At 54.6% G+C, this 1,814-nt stretch carries 4 protein-coding genes; all 4 read right to left on the bottom strand.

Translation table 11 applies throughout. The annotated features are described in order from the left end of the window. Nucleotides 1-519, bottom strand: a 519-nt coding sequence (locus tag ACLTX1_RS12520; protein WP_412331067.1) for a nitroreductase family protein, incomplete at its 3' end; no start/stop codon positions are given. A gap of 122 nt (nt 520-641) precedes the next feature. Beyond that, the gene (locus ACLTX1_RS12515; protein WP_118625255.1) at nt 642-959 is read right to left on the bottom strand and encodes a hypothetical protein; all 318 of its coding nucleotides are present in this window, start codon (nt 957-959) and stop codon (nt 642-644) included. After that, nucleotides 956-1,336 (bottom strand): hypothetical protein, encoded by a 381-nt coding sequence (locus ACLTX1_RS12510; protein WP_412331066.1) that lies wholly within the window; start codon nt 1,334-1,336, stop codon nt 956-958. Before ACLTX1_RS12510 ends, ACLTX1_RS12515 begins: the two co-directional genes overlap by 4 nt. A gap of 113 nt (nt 1,337-1,449) precedes the next feature. Further along, nucleotides 1,450-1,814: DegV family protein (locus ACLTX1_RS12505; RefSeq protein ID WP_412331065.1), on the bottom strand; the 365-nt coding region annotated here is incomplete at its 5' end.

The following is a 1,814-nucleotide window of genomic DNA, read 5'->3' as shown; positions in this document are numbered from 1 at the left end:
CACGCTCGTGCGCGTCGGCGCGGCGGGCTCCTCCTCGGGATAGCCAAGACCGATACCCCAGCCGACCTTCTGATTCTCCGGCCGGTTCAAAAGTCTCGTGATCTTCTCTTCGTCGAAATAGCCCGTGATGACCGTGCCGACGCCGCGCTCCCACGCGGCAAGACAAAATGTCTGCGCGGCGATGCCCGCGTCGAACATCTCAAAGCCCGCCTCCTTCGGCGTCGAGAACGAGCCGTCGCGCTCGTAGCCCGAGCGGCCGGTCACATAGGTAAGCACCATAACGGCGGGGCAGTTTTTGAGCGTCTTCTCGTTCAGCTTGAAATCAAGCACCATCTCCTCCGCCATTTTGTCAATTGTCGTGCGGTCCTCGACGAGCACATAGCGCGCGATCTGCGTATTCTTCCACGAGGGGGCGTAGGCCGCGTCCGCGACGATCTGCTCGATGACCTCGTGCGGAACGGGTTTTGGCTGGTACTTACGGATGCTTCTTCTGCTTCTGATGGCCTGTATCGTTTCCATATTCGTTTCTCCTTTGCTGACGGTTTGAACGCAATGCCGATCCACGGCGTTTCTTTGGCGTTTATCATAACAGAAGCGTGCGCAAAAATCCAGTGGAAAAACAGCCGGTTCTGCCGATTATCTTATTGCAGGCCCGTCAGCGGATTTTCCTGGCAAAATCCGTCGGTCAAACTATAGGACATGCCAAGCGTTCCAAACGGGAAATAGTGAACCGTATAATAGGCCCGTCCCGCTGAAAACTGCTCGATGGAAATGTAAATCGGCAGCAAGGGCACTTTCTTTGAGTAAACTCCCACCGACTGCGCGCGGATCTCAGCGACATACTCCTCCGGCACCTCGCACCTGCGTGAAACAAAAGGATGGGAAGAAATGCAGGCCAATATCATACCGAACAGGGCTACGATCAGCAGTGCGATCATCGCTTTTTTGTGTTTCTTCATGTTCTGTCACACCCCTGTGCGTTCCTCTGCTTTCTGCCTCTTCTCCATACGATGATTGCATGGATGATGAGGGACGCGACCGATATCGCGACAATCAGAGAGTGGGATGTAAACGGCTTGCAGTACCATTCCATCGGGTCTAACTGCGACAGCTTTGCCGTCAAATAAGAAGAAATAAAGCTCAGTATATTTCCGATAAAAATGATCGGAACGTTGTCTGTTTTCAGCGCGCACCGGTACAAAATCACAAAGCTGACGATCATCACACCGTAATACACCATCGTCCCCGAAGTAATATCACCCTTCACAGAGAAAAATGCAAACGGTACGCAATACGCGGTGAGCAGCAGCGCTCTGATAAGCCACGATTTTTTCATAAACCCTCCCATTTTTCTCTCAAAATCTCTCTTTCGTCATCATATCAGGTCTTTTGCGCAAAGTCTACCATATAAAAAGCGCCCGAAGGTTTCCCTTCGGGCGCTCCTTATGTTCACTTTTCTTTTCCGTAGAAGAACAGCGCCACCGTTCCCGGGCCGACGTGGGCGCCGGTGACAGGCTCGTAGACCACGTTCAGGCATTCGCCGGTGAAGCCCTTGTCCCGCAGCAGCGCGATGAGCGCCTGCGCGCCCTCTTCATTGTCCGCGTGGGCGATGCCGAGCATCTCGCTCTTGTCGAGCGCGCGGCCGTCGTAATAATTCGCAAGCTCCTGATAGGCGCGCTTCATGCCGCGCACCTTGCCGCAGGAGACGATGTGCCCCGTCTCGTCACCGCACAAAATCGGCTTGATGCTCAGCACCGGGCCGATCAGTGCCGTCGCGCTCGAAATGCGGCCGCCGCGCTTTAAGTACGCAAGGT

Source organism: Hominenteromicrobium sp. (assembly GCF_046974225.1).
GTDB lineage: Bacteria > Bacillota > Clostridia > Oscillospirales > Acutalibacteraceae > Hominenteromicrobium > Hominenteromicrobium mulieris.
This window is presented reverse-complemented; position numbering and strand designations above follow the sequence as displayed.

What these genes read in the sequence shown, in the direction of transcription:
- ACLTX1_RS12515 (WP_118625255.1), bottom strand. Translation starts at nt 959, where the DNA reads ATGAAGAAACACAAAAAAGCGATGATCGCACTGCTGATCGTAGCCCTG.
- ACLTX1_RS12510 (WP_412331066.1), bottom strand. Translation starts at nt 1,336, where the DNA reads ATGAAAAAATCGTGGCTTATCAGAGCGCTGCTGCTCACCGCGTATTGC.